Raw genomic sequence first — 17,235 nt, forward strand, 5'->3', positions numbered from 1 at the left:
GGTGTGGGGGTACGGGGGCTTTACCAAACATGGATGTTTGGTAAGAGCCCCCATGGAAGGGTTCACGGCGCCCCCCGTACCCCCACACCCGCCGGCCCTGCACGCGTGGTCGCAGGCCAAAGCTTCTGCGTTGCGTACCGACCAACGGTCGGTACCTACCAACCCCAAAAAAAACGACAACCGCCTATGAAAGCGCGGTTGTCGTGGAGGAGCGTTTCCCCCGCCCGTAGGCGGGGTAGGGTTGACGCTTAGAACTTGTAGGTAGCGCCGAAGTACAGCTGGCGGCCCGAGTACAGGCTGGAGATCAGGCGGGCATCGGTATCGTTGCCCAGGTGGACGCGCTGCTCTTCCTTGGTGGCATTCAACACTGAGGCGGTGAAGGTCAGCGCATCGGTGAAGTTGTAGGCCACGTTCAGATCGAGCTGTGCATACGGCTCGGTGTACTCGGTCATGCCGCCGTTCAGGCCGCCGACCACTTCGCCGCGGCGGTTGTACGACGCGCGTGCCAGGAACTTCTCGTTCTCGTAGAACACCGTCACGTTGGCCTGGTTCTTGGCGCTGCCGACCAGCGGCGACGAACCGATGCTTTCACCGTCGAGCACGATCGAGGCCAGGTTGGTGTCGTTGTAGGTGTAGTTCGCCTGCACACCGAAGCCCATGTCGAACGTGTACTGACCGTACAGCTCCACACCCTGCGACACGCCATCGCGACCGTTGGCCTGCGTCTCGTAATCCTGCACCGTGACCGACTCACCGCCGACCACCATCTGCACGTCACGCACCACCGGCACCGTGAAGTTGTCCACGTTCTTGCGGAACAGGCCGATGCCCGCCACCGCGCCCGGCTGGAAGTACCACTCCAGGCCCACATCGAACTGCGTCGCCTCGAACGGCTCCAGGTCCTTGTTGCTGCCGTGGCCCTGCCAGCCTTCCTGCGGCGCACCACCGGCCACGCGGCGGTCATTCACGTACTCGGCGCTGTAGTAGCTCAGCGCGCCCGGTGCCGCGATGCTGGTGTAGCTCGGGCGGGCAATGACCTTCGACGCCGCACCACGCAGCACCAGGTTGTCGGTGATGTCCCAGGCGATGTTGAAGCTCGGCAGGAAGTCGGTATAGGTCTTGTCCGTGCCGATCAGCTCGAACGACTTCTGGCGTGCCAGGCTGTCGGGCAGGCGGACGAAGCCACTCTCGCAACCGTAGTTCGGGAACGCCGCTGCCGCCGGGTCGTTGCACGACATCGGCGCGCCCGAGGCGTTGTCCAGGAAGTAATCGTTGAAGCGCTCGATCGAATCGCTGGACTGCGCGAACTGCTCGGTACGGACCACGCGCACGCCCACGTTACCGCGCAGGCGCTCGGTACGGAAGTTGGCCTGGAAGTAACCGGCGTAGACCTTCTCGTTCACGTTGTAGACGAAATCGTCTTCGGTGCGGTTGTGCGAACCGCCGTAGCGATCGTTGAGGTAATTGATGTACGCCGGGTAATCGATGCCCGGGAACACGTTGGCGTCGAAGCCGCCACGGATGCCGGTGATCGGATTGGACAGGAAGAAGCCCGGCTGCGCGATGCCCGCCGTGTTGTCACAGCCCGCCTGGTAGCGGTTGTTGTCGTAGTCGGCCGGATCGGTGCCCTGGCAGACCCAGTACGTATTGCCCGTATTGCGGTGGACCTTGCCATCGCTGTACTTGGCGCCGAACTGGAACGAATCCAGCCAGCCGGTTTCAAACAGCTTGGTGAAGTCGGCCTGGAAGTGGTTCTGCTTGACCTCGGTCTGCATCCACGACGAATCGGTCGAGCCGGTGTCCACTTCCGCAATGCCGTTCATCAGCTGCTGCTGCAGGTCGGGCGAGAACGTGGCCGACGGGGTGCCGGTCAGGTCCCATGCCGAATACTGGTTGCCGGTCTCCCACACGCCATCCACGCGGCGGCGCGGCTTGGCCGACATGCGGAAGTTCATCGACGGGCCGCCTTCAGACCACGTGCGGCCGCCGCTGAAGGACGCCTTCCACAGCGGGCTGATGTCCCAGTCGATGCTCAGGTCCGCCGTCTGCGACAGCGCCTTTTCGCGGCTGTAGCCACCGGTCAGCTGCGGGGTGGGAATGGTGCAGTCGTCCGGACCCCAGCCACCCGGCGGCAGGCCGGCCGCTGCGGCCTCGTCTTCGCTGCAGTAATACGCCTTGCCGGGAATCTTCTCGAACTGCGCGCCGGTGACGATGCTGCCGCTCGGGTCCATGGTCAGCCCATTCAACAGGCGGCCACCGGCCCAGTTGCCGTCCTGGTTGTAGCGCGCCATGTTCCATTCCGGAATCTTCAGCATGTTCTGGGTGTAATCACCCTCCAGCTCGAAGCGGAAGTAGTTCGCGGTCAGCGTGACGTTGTCGGTCGGCTTGAACTGGAAGGTGAACTGGCCACCCTTGCGCTCGCGTTCTTCTTCCTTCACCGCGAAGTTCACCGAGGTGGGCATGAAGAAATCGGTGTAGTTGCGGCCGTTCTGGTCGTTGAAACCGGAGTTGCCCCACCAGTAGTTCACGCCGCCCTGGTTCATCGGGTTGCCGTTGACATCACGGGCGGTGGTGTCGGTGCCGTACCACTGGTAGTTCTCGGTGGTGGCTTCCATGGTGCGGCTGGTGCGCTTCTGCTGGGTCACGCCGACCAGCACGCCGAAGCGCTCGTCCTCGCTGTGCCACGAGTACAGCGCCGATGCCTGCGGATCCACGTCGTGGCTGGTGTCCGAGGAAGTGCCTTCCAGGGTCACGTAGCCGGAATTGGCTTCCATCTCCAGCGGGCGGCGGGTGTGCAGGATGACCGTGCCGCCGATGCCGCCTTCGTCGATGCGCGCTTCCGGCGACTTGAACAGCTCGGCGCTGGACAGCATGTTCGACGGCAGCAGGGTGTAATTGAACGAACGGCTCGCCTCGTCATTGGTTTCCGAGGTGGCGATGTAGTTGCCGTTCAACTGGGTCAGGGTCAGGTCCGGGTCCAGGCCACGCACGCTGACGCTCTTGCCTTCGCCGCCGTCGCGGGTGATCACCACGCCCGGCACGCGCTGCAGCGAATCGGCGACGTTCTTGTCGGGGAACTTGCCCACGTCTTCGGCGGTGATCACTTCGACCACGGCGTTGGCGTCGCGCTTCTGCTGCAGGCTCTTTTCGATCGCGTAGCGGTAGCCGGTGACCTGCACGCTGTCGAGCGTGGTCGCCGAGGGGGCCTCGGACGGGGTGGCCGCCTGCTGGGCGAACGCGGCGGCCGGCACGAAGGCGGCGGCGGCCAATGCGAAGGTGATGGCGGCCGACAACGCGTCGCGGCCGTGTTTGCGGGACATCTGGTTCATTCCACTCTCTCCCTTGGATTGAAACGTATGGCTGACACGTTGTATCGATCTAAATTCGGAGGCCGAATCGGCGTGGGTTCTGTGTGTCCCACGCCCGCCGTGGCCGGTTGTGTGACGGTTTGGAGTTGGATCGATCTAAACCGTTGGCGGCGAATTTTTAACACGGCCGGGCGCGGGAAGCATGCTGCTGCGCAATATGGACGGGGAGGGGGCAGATGTGCCTATGGCCCCTGGCGGGCGGGTGCTTATGTTGCGCCGCAGAATGCATCCCGCAATTTGTCCATGGTTTACTTAAATCGATCTAAATTCACGCCGTCGTGACTTTGGAGCGATCCAAACCATAGGACCCACTGCATGCGCCGATTGCCGTCCCGCCTTGCCCTTCCGCCCCTGCGCCGCCCGCTGGCGGGCCTGGCCTGCTTGGCCGTGCTGGCCTTCACCCCGATGCTGCAGGCCGCCCCGGCCGCGCTCGAGCGGGAGGTCAACACCTTCATCGGCAGCAAGGATGACGGCAATACGTTCCCGGGCGCCTCGGCCCCGTTCGGCCTGATCCAGGTCAGCCCGATCGGCGAACACTATGCCGGCTGGCGCTACGACGATCCGAAGATCCGCGGCTTCGGCCATTCCTTCCTGTCCGGCGCCGGCTGCTGGGAGCAGGGCGGCCAGGTCTCCGTACTGCCGGTGACCGGCACCATCGGCCCGGGCGGGGATTTCGATACCGACAACGCCAAGAGCTTCGACCACAAGGCCTATGCCTCCGGTTACACCCACGAAGGCGAAGTCGGCCAGGCCGGCTACTACAAGGTGCGCCTGACCAGCTACGGCGGCATTGATGCCGAAGCCACCGCGCGCACCCGCGCCGCCGCCGAGCGCTACACCTTCCCGGCCGACGCCGGTACCGGCCACGTGCTGGTCAACGTGGGCCAGGCCAACGAGCGCCATTCGGTGATCGGCAGCGTGGTCGACGTGGTCGGCGACCGCGTGGTGGAAGGCAAGCTGGTCACCAAGAGCTTCTGCGGTGGCCACCAGTACACCACCTGGTTCCGCATCGAATTCGACCGTCCGTTCAAGGCATACGGCACCTGGGGCGAGGGCGGTGGCCTGCCCGGCGCCCGCCACGGCATGGAAGGCGAGCTCAAGCCCAGCGGTGCCTGGCTGAGCTTCGATGTGTCCAAGGGCCGTGCAGTGACCGCGGTCAGCGCCATTTCGCACGTGGATGCCGAAGGTGCGCGCGCCAACCTGCGCAGCGATGGCATGCAGGACGGCCGCCTGCTCGGCTTCGAGCGCATGCGCAGCCTGTCGCAGCAGCAGTGGCGCAAGGAACTGTCCACCGTGCGCGTGGACAGCAAGCATGCCGACGACCGCACCGTGCTCTACACCGCGCTGTACCACGCGCTGCTGCAGCCGTTGACCGGCAGCGATGCCGACGGCCGCTACCGTGGCTACGACGACAACATCCACCGCGCCGAGGGCTGGACCTACTACGAGTATTTCTCGCTGTGGGATACCTACCGTGCGCAGAACCAGTGGCTGGCGCTGACCCGCCCGCAGGTGACCCGGGATATCGGCCGCAGCCTGCTGGCCATCAACGAGCAGGGCGGTTGGTTGCCGCGCTGGGGCTACGCGAACTTCGAAACCAACATCATGACTGGCGACCCGGTCACCCCCTTCATGGTCGACCTGTGGCGCTTCGGCGCGCTGGCGGGGCGCGAAGGCGAGGCCTACACCGCACTGCGCCGCAATGCGTTCGAACTGCCGCCGATGAACTCGCGGCATGCCGGCCGCTCGGGCAACCCGGGCTACGTGGAGAACGGCTACGTCGCCTACGACCGCGCCTTCCCCTCCAAGGGCATGGATGTCGATCCGCACCACGGCGGCTCGGCCACCCTGGAATACGCCCTGGCCGACTGCGCGCTGGCGCAGATGGCCGATGGCCTGGGCCATGCCGACGATGCCGGGGTGCTGCGCCAGCGCGGCCGCAACTGGCAGAAGGTGTGGGACCCGAGCGTGCGTGACGAGGACACCGGCATGAGCGGGTTCCCGCGCCCGCGCATGGACGATGGCAAGTGGTACCTGCCGGCCGACGGGCACTACAGCCCGCGCTCGCACCATGGCTTCCATGAAGGCACCGCGTGGCAGTACCAGTGGCTGGCCCAGCAGGACATCCCGGGCCTGGTCCAGGCGATGCATGGTCGCGAGAACGCCGGCAAGCGCCTGGATGCGTTCTTCGCCTATGACGCGCTGCTGCAGTCGCCGCTGCAGGCTGCCCGCAAGGAATGGGTGGTGGGCCCGTACAGCTACTACAACCAGTACCGCTACAACCCCAACAACGAGCCGGACCTGCACACCCCGTGGATGTACACGCTGATCGGCCAGCCGTGGAAGACCGCCACGGTGGTGCGCGCCGCGCAGCAGCTGTTCACCAATGCGCCCAATGGCGTCACCGGCAACGATGACCTGGGCACCATGTCGGCCTGGTACCTGTTCAGCGCGCTGGGCCTGTACCCGGCGGTGCCGGGCAGCGGCGAGTTCCTGCTGCACACCCCGCGCTTTGCCAAGGTCGAAGTCGACCTCGGCCAGGGCCGCACGCTGCGCCTGCAGGCACCCGGTGCCGACGGCCGCAAGCTGCAGTACGTGCAGGGCGTGCAGGTCGATGGCCAGACGCATGCCCCGGTCTGGCTGGACTGGAACCGCCTGCAGCAGGGCGGCACCATCGCCTACACCCTGGGCGACACCGCACCGGAAACCGGCTGGGGTACCCAGGTCGACGCCCTGCCGGTGTCGTACTGCGCCACCCCGGGGGCCGCGCTGGAATGAGCCCGCCGGCCGCGATCCGTTGACCGATGTGATCGTTTAGGCTTGCAGGACCATGAGGACGCCGACGCCACGATGAAAAAGGACACTTCCGCTGCCAAGGGGACCCGCGCCAGCACGCCCCGTGCCGGTGCCGCACGTGCGGTCACCGTGACCGACATCGCCGATGCCATCGGCGTGTCGCGCGCCACGGTGTCGCTGGTGCTGCGGGGCAGCCCGCTGGTCAATGTCGACACCCGCGCGCGGGTGGAGGCCGAACTGCGCCGGCAGCGCTATGTGTACAACCGCGGCGCGGCCAACCTGCGCCGGCGGACCTCGACCAGCGTGGCACTGGTCATCAACGACCTGTCCAACCCGTTCTTCGCCGAATTCGCGTCCGGCGTCGACGAGGCCCTGGGCGCGAAGGGCTACGTGACCCTGCTGGGCAGCACCGGTGAATCGCCGGTGCGGCAGCAGGCGGTGTTGACCACGCTGATGGAACACACCCCGGCGGGCCTGATCCTGTCGCCGGCCGAGGGCAGCGATGCCACCGAAGTGCGCCAGGCCGTGGGCTATGCCAACGTGCTGCTGTTCAACCGCGAGCTCAAGGGCGGCGACTGGGATTTCCTCACCCTGGACAACCAGCAGGGCGCTTACCTGGCCACCCGCCACCTGATCGAGCAGGGCCATCGCCGCATCGCCTTCTTCGGCGGCCATGCCGAATCCAGCTCCTGCCACCAGCGCCGTACCGGCTATGCGCAGGCGCTGGCCGAAGCGGGGTTGTCGGTGCAGCAGGACTGGCTGATCGAATCGGCGCCCAACCGGTTGGAAGCCGCGGCGCGTTCGGGCGAGCTGTTCGCCGGCGACGTGCCCACCGCGGCGGTCTGCTACAACGACACCGTGGCCCTGGGCCTGATGCTGGGCCTGGCCTCGCGCGGCGTGCAGCCGGGCCGCGATTTCGCGGTGACCGGGTTCGATGACATCTCCGAAGCAGCGGTAGCGTTGCCGCCGCTGACCACCCTTACCGTCAATCCGCGCGAGCGCGGCCGCCAGGCGGCCGAACTGCTGCTGCAGCGGCTGGACGATCCCACCGCCGCACCGCGCCATACCGTGGCACCGGTGCAGCTCCGTATCCGTGACAGCAGCGGCCCCGCCGTCAGCTGATTCCGTTCCCTTTCACCTGCCCGCACACTGAGGCGCGTTACGCATGCCCATTTCTCCAACGCATCGCCTGCCCACATCGTCATCCACCGCACCCGTGGTCAACACGCGCATGGCGTTGGCGGTGGCCACCACGATCTTCTTCATGTGGGGCTTCCTGACCTGCCTCAACGACATCCTGATTCCGCACCTGAAGGCGGTGTTCGAACTGAACTACGCCAAGGCGATGCTGGTGCAGTTCACCTTCTTCGGCACCTACTTCCTGATGTCGCTGCCGGCCGGCCGGCTGGTGGCGCACCTGGGCTACAAGAAGGGCATCGTGGCCGGCCTGGCCATCGCCGCCGTAGGCGCGCTGGGCTTCTGGCCGGCCGCCGAACTGCGCGTGTATGAAGCCTTCCTTGGCGCGCTGTTCGTGCTGGCCACCGGCATCACCGTGCTGCAGGTCGCCGCCAACCCGTACGTGGCGCTGCTGGGCCCGGAGCAGACCGCTTCGAGCCGTCTGACCCTGGCGCAGGCGTTGAACTCGCTGGGCACGGCGATCGCGCCGATCTTCGGTGGCCTGCTGATCCTCGGCAACACGGTCAAGAGTGCTGACCAGCTGGCGGCGTTGCCCGCTGCCGAACAGGTCGCCTACCGCGTGCAGGAAGCGCAGTCCGTGCAGGGTCCGTACGTGGGCCTGGCGATCGCGCTGGCGCTGCTGGCGGTGTTTGTGTACCTGTTCCGCCTGCCGGCGCTGACCGAAACCACCGAACAGGCCGACAGCGGCCGGCATACGCTGCTCGACGCGCTGCGCCACAAGCATGTGCTGTTCGGCGTGCTGGCGATCTTCTTCTACGTGGGTGCCGAGGTGTCGATCGGCAGCTTCCTGGTCAACTACCTGTCGATGCCCAACATCGGTGGCTTCACCGAGCAGCAGGCAACGCATTACGTCTCGGCGTACTGGACGCTGGCGATGATCGGCCGCTTTGCCGGTTCGGCGATCATGACCCGGTTCTCGCCGCGCCTGCTGCTGACGATGTTCGCAATCGCCAACGTGGTGCTGCTGGGCCTGACCATGCTCGGTTCCGGCCAAGTGTCGCTGTATTCGGTGGTGGCGGTGGGCCTGTTCAACTCGATCATGTTCCCGACCATCTTCGCGCTCAGCATCGAGCGCCTCGGCCCGCTGACCAACAAGGCGTCGAGCCTGCTGATCATGGCCATCGTCGGCGGCGCCGTGGTGCCGTACCTGCAGGGCGTGCTGGCCGACCATATCGGGCTGCAGCCGTCCTTCATCCTGCCGCTGGTCTGCTACGGCTACATCATTTTCTACGGCCTCTCGGGTTCGCGCCCGAGCGCCGGTTTCAGCCAGGGGGGCTGAGCGCGTCATGACCAAGATTGTTTGTTTCGGCGAAATTTTGATCGATCTACTTGCGCAGCCGCCGGCCACGCCGGACACGCCGCGCGCGTTCCTGCAGTACGCCGGCGGTGCCCCGGCCAACGTCGCCGTGGCCGCCGCGCGGCTGGGGGCGGACACCCATTTCGCCGGCATGCTCGGCCAGGACATGTTCGGCGACTTCCTTGCCGAAAGCCTGGCCAGTGCCGGGGTCGCCACCGACTGCATCGTGCGCACCGACGCGGCCAAGACCGCGCTGGCGTTCGTGGCGCTGGACGCGCACGGCGAGCGCAGTTTCAGCTTCTACCGGCCGCCGGCCGCGGACCTGCTGTTCCGCGCCGAGCACTTCAGCCCGGCCTGTTTCGACGGCACCCGCAGCTTCCATGTGTGCTCCAACAGCCTGACCGAGGCGGCCATCGCCCAGGCCACGCTCGACGGCATGCAGCGCGCCCGCGCCGCCGGCGCCATGGTCAGCCTGGACCTCAACCTGCGCCCGGCGCTGTGGCCAGCCGATGTCGACCCGACCGCGCAGCTGTGGGACGCGCTGGTGCTGGCCGACCTGGTCAAGCTCTCGCGCGAGGAACTTGAATACCTGGCCGCGCCGCTGGGCGCCGACGGCAATGCCGTGGTCATCCAGCGCCTGCTGGCGGCCCATGCGCAGGCCGTGGTGGTCACCGATGGCGCCGCCCCGATGCGTTGGCACACCCGCCATGGCAATGGCGTGGTCACCGGCTTTCAGGTGCCTACCGTGGACACCACCGCCGCAGGTGATGCGTTCGTGGGCGGGCTGCTGTTCGCGCTCGGTGAGCGCGGGGCCGATGGCGATGCGTTCGTCGACTTCTGCCGCGACGCGGCCGGGCTGCAGGACGCCATTCGTTTCGGCGCTGCGGTCGGCGCGCTGGCCGTGACCCGCAAGGGCGCGTTCGCCGCGATGCCCAGCCTGGCCGATGTCCAGACACTGCTGCAGCAACAACAGGAAACCGCCGCATGACCACCGCCATTCCCGCCCAGCCTGATTTCCGTTCGCCGGAATTCCTGCGCGCGCACATCGCGCAGAGCATGGCGTTCTACCAGCCGCACGAGATCGACCCCAACGGCGGCTTCTTCCACTACTACCTGGACGATGGCACGGTCTACGACGCCGGCCACCGCCACCTGGTGAGCAGCACCCGCTTCGTGTTCAACCACGCCATGGCCTACCGTGAATTCGGCAAGCCGGACGACCTCAAAGCGGTCGAGCACGGCATCCGCTACCTGCGCGAGGTGCACCGCAACCCGGCCACCGGCGGCTACGCGTGGACCCTGCGCGACGGCGTGGTCGAAGATGCCACCAACCACTGCTACGGCGTGGCCTTCGTGCTGCTGGCCTACAGCTGCGCACTGAAGGCCGGCATCGGCGAAGCACGTGCGTGGATGGATGAAACCTGGGCGCTGCTGGAAGCGCGCTTCTGGGAACCGGCATTCGGCCTGTACAAGGACGAAGCAGACGCCGACTGGAACTTCAGCGATTACCGCGGCCAGAACGCCAACATGCACATGTGCGAAGCGATGCTGGCTGCGTTCGAGGCCAGTGGCGAAGCCCGCTACCGCGACCGCGCGCTGCTGCTGGCCGACCACATGACCCGCCGCCAGGCCGCGCAGGGCGAGGGACTGGTGTGGGAGCACTACGACCCGCAGTGGCAGATCGACTGGAACTACAACCTCGACAACCCCAAGCACCTGTTCCGCCCGTGGGGCTTCCAGCCCGGCCACCAGACCGAGTGGGCCAAGCTGCTGCTGATCCTGGACCGCCATGTGCAGGCCGACTGGCTGGTACCGACCGCGCGCCACCTGTTCGATACCGCCGTGGCACGCAGCTGGGACGAGGAACGCGGCGGCCTGTACTACGGCTTCGCGCCGGATGGCACGGTGTGCGACGACGACAAGTACTTCTGGGTGCAGGCCGAATCGCTGGCCACCGCCGCGCTGCTGGCCGCGCGTACCGGTGACCCGGTCTACTGGGACTGGTACGACAAGCTCTGGGCGTACGCCTGGCAGCACATGATCGACCACCAGTACGGCGCGTGGTACCGCATCCTGGATGCGGACAACCGCAAGTACAGCAACGAAAAGAGCCCGGCCGGCAAGACCGACTACCACACCATGGGCGCGTGCTACGAAGTACTCAACGTGGTGCGTTGAGTTGACCTTACAGTGAGGCGATGCATGAAGCGTTGGGCGTGGAGCGTAGGTCTGGTTCTGTTGCTTGCGCTTCATGCGCTTCCCGCTGGCGCGGCGCAGCTGCGGGCGCAGTGGTCGTTCCGGCTGCTGCCGGGCAATGCGCAGCTCAAGGCGCATCCCGAGGCGGGCCAGTGGCGGCCCGCGTCGGTGCCGGGGTCGGTGCATACCGACCTGCTGGCGCACAGACTCATTCCGGACCCGTATGCCGGCGCGCCCGAAGCCGGGCTGCAGTGGATCGGGTTGGCCGACTGGGAATACCAGGCGCGCTTCGACGTGGACGCTGCCACCCTGGCCGACGCGCATGCCGAACTGGCCTTTGAAGGCCTGGATACGTTCGCGGAAGTGAGCCTCAACGGTCGGGCGCTGTTGCGCGCCGACAACAGCCACCGCACCTGGCGGGCGCGGGTGGACGGACAGCTGCGGGCCAGCGGCAACGTGCTGCGCATCGTGTTCCGTTCGCCGATCGCCACGCTGCTGCCCGGCGTGCAGGCGATGCCGCACAAGATCGCCGGCAATTACCCCTCGCCGTATGGCGATGAGCCGCGCGATGCGATGGTGGGCAACTTCGTGCGCAAGCCCGGGTACCACTTCGGCTGGGACTGGGGCCCGCGTTATGTGACGGCGGGGATCTGGCGCCCGGTGCAGCTGGAGAGCTGGAACGCCCAGCGGATCACCGACGTTGCCGTGCAGACGCTGGCGCTGGATGCGCGCCGTGCGGACCTGAAGGTCGAGGTGGACGTGGACAGCGCCGCAGCCGGCAGCGTGCCGCTCAGCCTCTCCGTGATCGATCCCGACGGGCGCGTGGCCGCCACGGTGGAACAGACGGCGGCGCTGCAAGCCGGCCAGCAGGTGGTGTCGGTGCCGGTCACGCTGGACCGCCCGCGGCGCTGGTGGCCCGCAGGCCATGGCGAACAGGCGCGCTACACGGTGCGCGTGGTTGCCGCGGCGGGTACCCCGGATGAAATGGGGTACGCCATGCGCACCGGGCTGCGCACGGTGGAGCTGCGGCGCGAGAACGACGCCAAGGGCGGGCAGGGCTTCGCCTTCGTCATCAACGGCGTGCCGATCTTCGCCAAGGGCGCCAACGTGATTCCATTCGACATGTTCCCGGCCCGGGTCGATCCGGCGCGGATCCGCCGCGAGCTGGCCGCCGCGCGCGACGCCAACATGAACATGCTGCGCAACTGGGGCGGTGGCTACTACGAGGACCACGCGTTCTACGACATCGCCGATGAGCTGGGCCTGCTGGTCTGGCAGGACTTCATGTTCGGTGGCGGCATGCAGCCTGGGTACGATCCGGCGTTCCGCGCCAACGTGGTGGCCGAAGCGCGCGACAACGTGCGCCGGCTGCGGGAGCACCCCAGCGTGGTGCTGTGGTGTGGCAACAACGAAGAAGAAACCGCGTGGAAGGACTGGGGCCACGGCCGCGACCTGAAGGCGGCCGATCCGGCGTTTGCCGAACGCGTCTGGCAGGGCTATGTGGACCTTTTCGGCAACGACCTGCGCAAGGTGGTGGCCGAGGAAGGGCTGGGCGTGCCGTACTGGTCCAGCTCGCCGAGCAACGACCTGGACACGGTGGCCAACGACTCCACCCGCGGCGACAAGCATTACTGGCAGGTGTGGGGCAACCCGGCGCTGCCGGTGCAGGCCTACCTGCGTGAGACGCCGCGTTTCATGTCCGAATACGGCCTGCAGGCGTGGCCGGTGCTGCGCACGCTGGAGGGCATCATTCCGGCAGACGAGCTGCGCGTGGACAGCGATACCGTGCGCGCGCACCAGAAGTTCATGGCGGGCGAGGGCAACCAGCGCCTGCTGCAGTACGTGGAGCGCGAGTTCGGCACGCCGCGCGATTTCCCCGACTTCGTCTACCTGAGCCAGGTGATGCAGGCCGAGGGCATCGCGCTGGCCGCGCTGCACCACCGCGCCTCACGGCCTTACACGATGGGCTCGCTGTACTGGCAGCTCAATGATGTGTGGCCGGGCGCGTCCTGGTCCAGCATCGATTACGCCGGGCGGTGGAAGGCGCTGCATTTCCATGCGAAGCGGTTCTTTGCGGACCATGCGGTGGCGGCGTTGCATGACGAAGGCATCACCCGGGTCAGCCTGCTCAATGACCTGCAGCAGCCGCTGAAGGCGCAGTGGCGTTTGCGGGTGATGGATGTGGATGGGCGCCAGGTTTCGCAGCAACAGGATGCGGTGACGGTGCCGGCACTGTCGGCGCTGGACGTCGGGCGTTTCACCGACGCGCAGCTGCTGGGCAAGGCCGATCCCGCGCGTACCGTCGCGGTGGTGGAGCTGCTGGAGGGCAAGCGTGTGCTGTCGCGCCAGGTGGTCTACTTCGCGGCGGCCAAGGACATGCAGCTGCCGAAGGTGCAGATCGACAGCCGCTGGACGCAGGACGGCGATGACATCGTGCTGGAGCTGCGCGCGGCGCAGCTGGCACGCGGGGTATGGATCGAATTCGACGGGATGGACGCCACCCTGGACGACAACGCCATCGACCTGCTGCCCGGCGAACCGGTGCGGATCAAGGTGAAGGCCGATGCCGAACTCGAAACGCTGCGCAAGGCACTGCGGATCCGCTCAGTAGCCGACGCGATGGCGGGTCAGTGACCATCCGGCATCGTGCGGGATGGGCGGCGTGATGGATTTGGGGCTGGGGATCGGTAGGGTCGGTTCCCAAACGACTGCACGTAACGATGATCGGCGCTGGGACGCATGACCTCAAACGGAGAGACGTTTTCGCCGGAGGTCATGCGTTAAAGAACTCACGACCGCTATCGGCAGTCGTTTGGGAACCGACCCTACCGAAATCGTTCCTGCGATCTTCCGATACTGATCGCGCGGCCTGGCTTACAGCGTGATCTGCTGGAAATTTTCCACGCGGTCGTGGCCGTGCGTGGCTTCGCCGGTGCGCGGCAGCGGGTAGTCGTCCAGGCGGTCCAGCAGGCGGGTCTGCAGGCCCGCTTCACGGGCCGCATCCAGTTCTTCCACCACGTCCGACAGGAACACGATCTGCCCGGCCGGCACGCCGATGGCCTTGACGATGTTGCGGTAGCTTTCCGCCTCGCGCTTGCCACCGATCTCGGTGTCGAACCAGCCCGACACCAGCCCGGTCAGGTCGCCCGCCTCGCTGAAGCCGAAAAACTGCTTCTGCGCCGGCACCGAGCCGGACGAGTACACGTACAACGGCTTGCCCTCGGCATGCCAGCCACTCAGCACCGCCGCCACTTCCGGATAGAAGTGCGCCTTGTACTCGCCGTTACGGTAGCCGTCTTCCCAGATCATGCCCTGCAGCGCCTTCAGCGCCGTGTGCTTGCGGTCCTGGTCGATCCAGCCCTGCAGCGTTTCCACGATCAGGCTGTCCTGGCAGGCGCCGCCGATCTCCACCGCCACCACATCCAGCCAGCGACGCACCTCCGGCTGCTGGCCATGCGCGGCGACGAACGCCGGCAATGCCTTGCGCGCATACGGAAACAGCACGTTCTTCACAAACGAAATGCTGCTGGTGGTGCCCTCGATGTCGGTGAGGATGACGGTGGGGTGGGGCATGGATCAGGACGCCTTGGTCGGAATGTAGCGGGGGAATTTCTGTGCGATGTCGGTACCGGTGAAGTGCCCGACCCAGCCATCCGGCTCGGTGAAGAAGCGGATCGCCACGAAGCTGGGCTCATCGCCCATGTCGAACCAGTGCGTGGTGCCATCCGGCACCGCGATCAGATCGTTCTTCACGCACTCGATCTCATAGACCTTGTCGTCCACGTGCAGCGTGAACAGCCCCGACCCGGCCACGAAGAAGCGGACCTCATCTTCCTTGTGGAAGTGCTCGTCCAGGAACTTCTTCCGCAGCTCGGCGCGGTTGGGGTTGTCCGGCGCGATCGAAGCCACGTCCACGCTCTTGAAGCCGTGCTGGGCCACCAGCCGGTCGATGTCGCTGCGGTAGGCGGCGAACACCTCGTCCTGGCTCGCGCCCGGCGCCACCTCATGGGCCGCCTGCCAGCGTTCGAAGGTCACCCCGATCTTCTCCAGCTCGGCGGCAATCAGCGCGCCGTCCTGGGTATCCAGCAGCGGGGCATCGGGAACATCGTGGTCGTAAATGCGCAGTCGGCTCATGGCGGCAGCTTGAACGGCGAGGGGGACCTGAAAGAGTATCAGCGGCCGGCCCTGAATGGGGGGCGCGACCTGATGACGCTGCGGCATGTAGCTCAGGGCCCGCGCAGCTTGCGCAGCTCCAGCTCGCAATGCAGCAGGAACTCGAACGCCTCCAAGTGCCGGCGCGCCTCGGCCATGTCCCGGCCCCACGCGTACAGGCCATGCCCGTCGATCAGGTAGCCCCACATGCAGCCTTCATCCAGCTTGGCCTCGACCTTGGCGGCAAGCTCGTCCATGTCCTGGGTATTGGCAAACACCGGCACGTCCACCGCCGTCTCATGGGTGCTGTTGCCATGGAAGGCCTTCAGCAGCTCATACCCCTCCAACCGGATATGCCCATTGGCCGCATACAGCCGCGACGCAATGGTCTGCACCGGCGAATGGGTATGCAGCACGCAGCCGATCTCCGGGAACCGGCGATACAGCTGCGTATGCAGCAGCGTCTCGGCCGACGGACGCAGTGGCCGGCCCACGGCCTTGCCGTCGAAGTCCACCACCATGATGTCGTCCTTGATCAGGCGGCCCTTGTCCTTGCCGGACACCGTGATCGCCGCATGCCGGTCATCCAGCCGGTGCGAGAAATTGCTGCTGGTCGCCGGCGTCCACCCGGCCTGGGCCAGTTCGCGGATGTTGTCGATCAGCACCTGGGCCAGTTCGCTGAGCCGGGCCGTGTCATAGGGGGTGTTGTTCATGGCGGGCATTTTAACGGCGTCTGGCGTTAAAAGCAGGTGCCCGGGCCGGGTAGAGGTGACGACCAACGGTCGTCACCTACCAAGGGGGGCGTCAGCCGCGCAGGCGGCTGTGCTTGTAGCTGTAACCGAAGTAGATGGCGAACCCGATCACCGTCCAGATCCCCATCAGCATCCAGTTGTGCATCGTCATCGCCGACAGCAGCGCCAGGCAGCTCAGCACGCCCAGGCTGCAGATCAGCCAGGCGGCCGGAATGCGGAACGGGCGCGGCAGGTCCGGCTGCGTGCGGCGCAGGATCAGCACGCCCGCGCAGACCGCCGCGAACGCGATCAGCGTGCCCATCGACGTCAGCTCGCCCAGCACGTCCAGCGGGAACAGCGCCGCCAGCAGCGCAATGCCGATACCCGTGATCACCGTATTGATGTGTGGCGTACGGTACTTCGGGTGGATCGTCGTGAACACCTTCGGCAGCAGACCGTCGTTGGCCATGATCATGAAGATGCGCGGCTGCGCGATCACCATCACCAGCACCACCGACGACAGCCCGATCAACGCACCGATCTCCACCACCACCCGCAGCCAGCCCAGCGTCGGGTGCGCCGCCACCGCCGTCACCACCGGCTCGTCCGTGCCCAGCAGCGTGTAGGGCACCAGCCCCGTCATCACCGCCGCCATCGCGATGTACAGGATCGTGCAGATCACCAGCGACAGCAGCATGCCGATCGGCATGTCCCGCTGCGGCCGATGCGATTCCTGCGCCGCCACCGACACCGCCTCGAACCCGATGTAGGCGAAGAACACCATCGCCGCACCGCGCAGCACCCCCTCGAACCCGAACTTGCCCGGGCCCTCGTTGGCCGGGATGAACGGCGTCCAGTTGGCCGGGTCCACGTACTTCCAGCCGACCACGATCACCAGGATGATCAGGCCCGTCTTCAGCACCACCATCGCCATGTTCATCGCCGACGACTTGCTGATGCCCACATAGCACAGCCACGTCAGCAGCAGCACCAGGATCGCCGCCGGCAGGTTCGCGATCGCCCCGGTGGGGCGCAGCTGCCCATCCAGCGGCGCGCTGACCAGCGCCGATGGCAGGTAGATGTCGAAATGACTGAGCAGGCTCAGGAAGTAGCCGGTCCAGCTGACCGCCACCGCCGACGCCGACACCCCGTATTCCAGCACCAGCATCCAGCCAATGAACCACGCCGCCAGCTCGCCGAAGGTCGCATAGGTATAGGTATAGGCGCTGCCCGAAACCGGCACCATCGATGCGAATTCCGCATACGCCAACGCGCAGAACGCACAGCAGATCGCCGCCAGCACGAAGCTCAGCATGATCGCCGGCCCCGCATGGTTGGCCGCCGCCTGCCCGGTGATGACGAAAATGCCGCCGCCGATCACCGCGCCGATGCCCAGCGCGGTCAGGCCCCAGGGGCCCAGGGTGCGCTTCAGGCTCAGCCCGTTGGCGTCTTCATGGGCGGCGTGCGGGTGCTTGGTGGCCCACAGTTGCTTCAGCAT

At 66.6% G+C, this 17,235-nt stretch carries 11 protein-coding genes; 6 read left to right on the plus strand and 5 right to left on the minus strand.

Annotated features, from left to right (window positions below):
- Positions 1-248: 248 nt before the first annotated feature.
- The gene (locus QMX79_RS06565; RefSeq protein ID WP_282245544.1) at positions 249-3,329 is read right to left on the minus strand and encodes a TonB-dependent receptor; all 3,081 of its coding nucleotides are present in this window, start codon (positions 3,327-3,329) and stop codon (positions 249-251) included.
- Positions 3,330-3,683: 354 nt separating this feature from the next.
- On the opposite strand from QMX79_RS06565, the gene QMX79_RS06570 reads away from it, so the two are divergent.
- The 6 genes from QMX79_RS06570 (at position 3,684) to QMX79_RS06595 (ending at position 13,488) form a co-directional block, all read left to right on the plus strand.
- Positions 3,684-6,146 (plus strand): GH92 family glycosyl hydrolase, encoded by a 2,463-nt coding sequence (locus tag QMX79_RS06570; protein WP_282245546.1) that lies wholly within the window; start codon positions 3,684-3,686, stop codon positions 6,144-6,146.
- Between the two features lie 72 nt (positions 6,147-6,218).
- Positions 6,219-7,286, plus strand: a complete 1,068-nt coding sequence (locus tag QMX79_RS06575) for a LacI family DNA-binding transcriptional regulator (RefSeq protein WP_282245548.1) — start codon at positions 6,219-6,221, stop codon at positions 7,284-7,286.
- A gap of 67 nt (positions 7,287-7,353) precedes the next feature.
- Entirely contained in the window at positions 7,354-8,640 is a 1,287-nt protein-coding gene (fucP, locus tag QMX79_RS06580; RefSeq protein ID WP_282245606.1) for an L-fucose:H+ symporter permease, read from the plus strand.
- 7 nt (positions 8,641-8,647) lie between these two features.
- Positions 8,648-9,646, plus strand: coding sequence for a carbohydrate kinase (locus QMX79_RS06585; protein WP_282245550.1), 999 nt, complete (start codon positions 8,648-8,650; stop codon positions 9,644-9,646).
- Positions 9,643-10,836 (plus strand): AGE family epimerase/isomerase, encoded by a 1,194-nt coding sequence (locus QMX79_RS06590; protein WP_282245552.1) that lies wholly within the window; start codon positions 9,643-9,645, stop codon positions 10,834-10,836. The genes QMX79_RS06585 and QMX79_RS06590 overlap by 4 nt, the downstream gene beginning before the upstream one ends.
- Before the next feature lie 60 nt (positions 10,837-10,896).
- A complete protein-coding gene (locus tag QMX79_RS06595; RefSeq protein WP_282245554.1) occupies positions 10,897-13,488 on the plus strand; it encodes a glycoside hydrolase family 2 protein in 2,592 nt (863 codons plus the stop codon).
- Positions 13,489-13,728: 240 nt separating this feature from the next.
- Here the strand turns inward: QMX79_RS06595 and mtnC are convergent, their stop codons facing one another.
- From mtnC to QMX79_RS06615, 4 genes are all read right to left on the minus strand, one after another.
- On the minus strand, positions 13,729-14,427 hold the full coding sequence (mtnC, locus tag QMX79_RS06600) for an acireductone synthase (protein WP_282245556.1): 699 nt from the start codon (positions 14,425-14,427) through the stop codon (positions 13,729-13,731).
- 3 nt (positions 14,428-14,430) lie between these two features.
- Positions 14,431-14,988, minus strand: a complete 558-nt coding sequence (locus QMX79_RS06605; protein WP_282245558.1) for an acireductone dioxygenase — start codon at positions 14,986-14,988, stop codon at positions 14,431-14,433.
- A gap of 92 nt (positions 14,989-15,080) precedes the next feature.
- On the minus strand, positions 15,081-15,719 hold the full coding sequence (locus QMX79_RS06610; RefSeq protein WP_282245560.1) for a methylthioribulose 1-phosphate dehydratase: 639 nt from the start codon (positions 15,717-15,719) through the stop codon (positions 15,081-15,083).
- A 91-nt stretch (positions 15,720-15,810) separates the two neighbouring features.
- Positions 15,811-17,235, minus strand: coding sequence for an amino acid permease (locus QMX79_RS06615; RefSeq protein ID WP_282245562.1), 1,425 nt, complete (start codon positions 17,233-17,235; stop codon positions 15,811-15,813).

The sequence above is a fragment of the Stenotrophomonas sp. PS02300 genome (genome assembly GCF_029959395.1).
Lineage (GTDB): Bacteria > Pseudomonadota > Gammaproteobacteria > Xanthomonadales > Xanthomonadaceae > Stenotrophomonas > Stenotrophomonas maltophilia_AD.

Excerpts from the sequence above, each read along its gene's own strand:
- mtnC (WP_282245556.1), bottom strand. The coding sequence starts at position 14,427 with ATGCCCCACCCCACCGTCATCCTCACCGACATCGAGGGCACCACCAGC.
- QMX79_RS06575 (WP_282245548.1), top strand. The coding sequence starts at position 6,219 with ATGAAAAAGGACACTTCCGCTGCCAAGGGGACCCGCGCCAGCACGCCC.
- QMX79_RS06590 (WP_282245552.1), top strand. The coding sequence starts at position 9,643 with ATGACCACCGCCATTCCCGCCCAGCCTGATTTCCGTTCGCCGGAATTC.
- QMX79_RS06610 (WP_282245560.1), bottom strand. The coding sequence starts at position 15,719 with ATGAACAACACCCCCTATGACACGGCCCGGCTCAGCGAACTGGCCCAG.
- QMX79_RS06570 (WP_282245546.1), top strand. The coding sequence starts at position 3,684 with ATGCGCCGATTGCCGTCCCGCCTTGCCCTTCCGCCCCTGCGCCGCCCG.
- QMX79_RS06585 (WP_282245550.1), top strand. The coding sequence starts at position 8,648 with ATGACCAAGATTGTTTGTTTCGGCGAAATTTTGATCGATCTACTTGCG.
- QMX79_RS06615 (WP_282245562.1), bottom strand. The coding sequence starts at position 17,235 with ATGCTGAAGCAACTGTGGGCCACCAAGCACCCGCACGCCGCCCATGAA.
- QMX79_RS06565 (WP_282245544.1), bottom strand. The coding sequence starts at position 3,329 with ATGAACCAGATGTCCCGCAAACACGGCCGCGACGCGTTGTCGGCCGCC.
- QMX79_RS06605 (WP_282245558.1), bottom strand. The coding sequence starts at position 14,988 with ATGAGCCGACTGCGCATTTACGACCACGATGTTCCCGATGCCCCGCTG.